4 protein-coding genes are annotated in these 2,947 nt (G+C 75.1%); 2 read left to right on the plus strand and 2 right to left on the minus strand.

Annotated features, from left to right (window positions below; all coding sequences use genetic code 11):
• A partial coding sequence (locus HUW36_RS29715) for a GNAT family N-acetyltransferase (RefSeq protein ID WP_174531132.1) occupies positions 1-701 on the plus strand: 701 nt, incomplete at its 5' end.
• A complete protein-coding gene (locus HUW36_RS29720) occupies positions 698-1,804 on the plus strand; it encodes a GNAT family N-acetyltransferase (protein ID WP_174531133.1) in 1,107 nt (368 codons plus the stop codon). The genes HUW36_RS29715 and HUW36_RS29720, both read left to right, overlap by 4 nt.
• A 46-nt stretch (positions 1,805-1,850) precedes the next feature.
• Here HUW36_RS29720 and hpf read toward each other — a convergent pair whose 3' ends face one another.
• A complete protein-coding gene (hpf, locus tag HUW36_RS29725) occupies positions 1,851-2,495 on the minus strand; it encodes a ribosome hibernation-promoting factor, HPF/YfiA family (protein ID WP_174531134.1) in 645 nt (214 codons plus the stop codon).
• Between the two features lie 249 nt (positions 2,496-2,744).
• Positions 2,745-2,947, minus strand: a 203-nt coding sequence (locus tag HUW36_RS29730) for a phosphoribosyltransferase family protein (protein ID WP_281357573.1), incomplete at its 5' end; no start/stop codon positions are given.

Genomic DNA, 2,947 nt, shown 5'->3' on the forward strand with positions numbered 1-2,947 from the left:
AGGGCGAGCTGCGGCTGGCCCACCCGGCCGAGGGCGGCCGGCCCGAGGGCTGGATCGGCTCCCTCCTGCCGGCCGAGCTGGCCGCGCCGGGCGACCCCGTCCCGTTCGGCCCGGACACGCTCCAGGCCCGTCGGGCGGCGGTCTTCGGCCGCCCCCAGCCCGTCCTGTTCGCCACCGCCGGCGACACCGAGCTGCGGCTGCGCGCGCTGGAGGAGCGGGACCTGGCCGAGGTCACCCGCACCTGCCAGGACGAGCAGACGGTCCGGTGGACCACCGTGCCGCATCCGTACCGGCCGGAGCACGCCGAGGGCTTCCTGCGGGACCTGGTGCGCCCGGCGTGGGCGCGCGGCACCGCCGTGACGTTCGCGGTGGCCGAGCCGGACGACAGCTGGGTCGCCTCGGTCGACCTGCGCCTCCCGCCCGGCACCCCGCTCGTCGCGGACGTCGGTTTCATGACCGCCCCGCACGCGCGGGGCCGGGGCTACCTGCCGGCCGCGCTCACCGCGGTCTGCGCCTGGGGCTTCACCACGCTCGGCCTCGCCCGGGTCGAGTGGCGGGCCAACGTGGGCAACACCGCGTCCCGGCGGGCGGCCGAGAAGGCCGGCTTCACCGTCGAGGGCACGCTGCGCGGCGGCGTCCAGCACCGCGGTGAACGGCAGGACGTCTGGATCGGCGGGCTGCTCCCGGAGGACCTGGCGTGACCCCGGAGACGATCGAGGGGTACGGGGTACGGCTGCGGCCGTGCGCTCCGGCCGACGTGCCCGGCACGGTGGCCGGCCTGACCGACCCGGAGTCCCGCCGGTTCATGCCCTTCCTGCCCGACCCGTACGACGCCGACGCCGCCCGGTGGTGGATCACCGAGGGCGCGCCGGCGGCCCGGGCGGCCGGCGGCGCCGCGTACACGATCGCCGAGCCGGCCACCGACCGGCTGCTCGGCAGCATCGGCCTGACCCGGCTCAGCGCGGAACGGGCGACGTACGAGATCGGCTACTGGGTGGGCCCGTCGGCACGCGGCCGGGGCGTGGCCACCGCCGCCACCCGGCTGCTGACCGGGCAGGCGTTCGCGGCCGGGGCGGCCCGGCTGGAGCTGCTCACCCGCGCGGAGAACGTGCCGAGTCAGCGCATCGCGCTGGCCTGCGGCTACCGGCACGAGGGGGTGCGCCGGGCGGCCGGCGCGGGCGTCCCCGGCGTACGGCACGACCTGGTCGCCTGGGTGCGGCTGGCCGACGATCCGCCCGGACCGACCGACCGACCGCTGCCGGACCTGCCCGACGGCCGGCTCACCGACGGCGTGGTGACGGTGCGCCGGGTGGAACCGGCGGACACGGACGCGCTGCACCGGCTGCACACGCTGCCGGAGGTGGTGGCGAACCGGGTTCCGCCCACGCCGCCGGACCGGGAGGCGGTGGCCCGTCGCTGCCGGCTCGCGGCGAGCCACTGGCTGGCCGGCAACTCCGCCGACCTGGCGATCCTCGACGCGGCGACCGGCGCGGTCGTCGGTGGCTGCGCCCTGGTGTACGACGAGCCGACGACCGGCCAGGCCATGCTGGGCTACAGCCTGCTGCCCGAGGCGCGGGGGCGCGGGCTGGCCGCCCGGACGGTCCGGCTGGTCGCCGGCTGGGCGTTCGACGTCGGGGTGGCCCGGCTCTGGGCCGGCACACGGCCGGAGAACGTCGCCTCCCAGCGGGTGCTGGAACGCGCCGGCTTCCGGCGGGAAGGGCTGCTGCGCGGGCGACTTCCCGGCGCGGGCGGCGCCCGTACCGATTCGGTGGTCTTCGGGCGGCTCGCCGCGGACCGGGACTGATCCGGGGCCCCCGCGACGCGCGGGCCCCGGATCGGCGGCCAAGGGGTCAGGTGTCGAGCGAGATGATCCCGTAGTCGTACGCGCGCCGTCGGTAGACCACGCTCGGGCGGCCGGACTCCTTGTCCTGGAACAGGTAGAAGTCGTGGCCGACCAGTTCCATCTGGAACAGCGCGTCGTCGACGGTCATCGGTTCGGCGGGGTGGACCTTCTCCCGGGCGATGTGCCACGGCTGGTCGTCGGGTTCCTCGAAGCCGCTCTCGTCCGGACGGTCGGCGACGGCCGTGGCCGCGCCGTGGCCGTTCAGCACCGCCAGGCCGGGCCCGTCCAGGTCGGCCACCGGAAGACCGGCGGTCGCGGCGGCCACGGAGAGCGGCGCGTGCCGCCCGCGGTGCACCCGGCGGCGGTCGGCCGCCCGGCGGAACCGGGTGTCCAGCTTGGCGATGGCGGCGTCGAGCGCGCTGTAGAAGTCGTTCGTGCAGGCCTCGGCCCGGATCACCGGACCCCGCGTGACGCAGGTGATCTCCACCCGCTGGCAGTGGTCGGCCTGGCGCGGATTGCGCTCGTGGAACAACTCGACGTCCACGCGAATGAGTTTGTGGTCGTAGCGTTCGATCTTCGCGAGTTTCTCGGCTACGTGCACCCGGTAATGGTCCGGCACTTCGACGTTACGGCCCTTGACCACGATGTCCACGTGACCTCCCTTGTTCGGACGGTCGTTCGGTCCGGATATCCGGTCGACGCACCCGGGAGGGCACCGCTCGGCGTCGACCGGTGGTGTACGGCTACGCCTCCTTCCAGTGCCGGGGGAAGGTTGGCATCCTCACTACCCCCGACACCGAAACGCTAACTCCTGTTCGGCCACCCGTCACCCCCGGTTGCCGAAGGCGGTCGCGAAAATTAACAGCTCATACACCATGGGGTGAAACGGATACACGAAGCGTCACCGAAGCCGCCGCTTTTGCGTTGCGGCGAGCACCGCCGCGGCCTTTGGCGTCATTCCCGCGCGGTGCAACATCCGGCTCACCGCCGCGAGCGTGGCCCCGGTGGTGACGATGTCGTCGAGCAGCACCACGGTTCCGGCCGCCGGGGCCGTGCGCCGCAGCCGGAACGCGCCGTCGGCCGCGGCCGCCCGCCCGGCGCTGT

It is taken from the genome of Micromonospora maritima (assembly GCF_902825405.1).
In the GTDB taxonomy this organism is placed as follows: Bacteria; Actinomycetota; Actinomycetes; order Mycobacteriales; family Micromonosporaceae; genus Micromonospora; species Micromonospora maritima.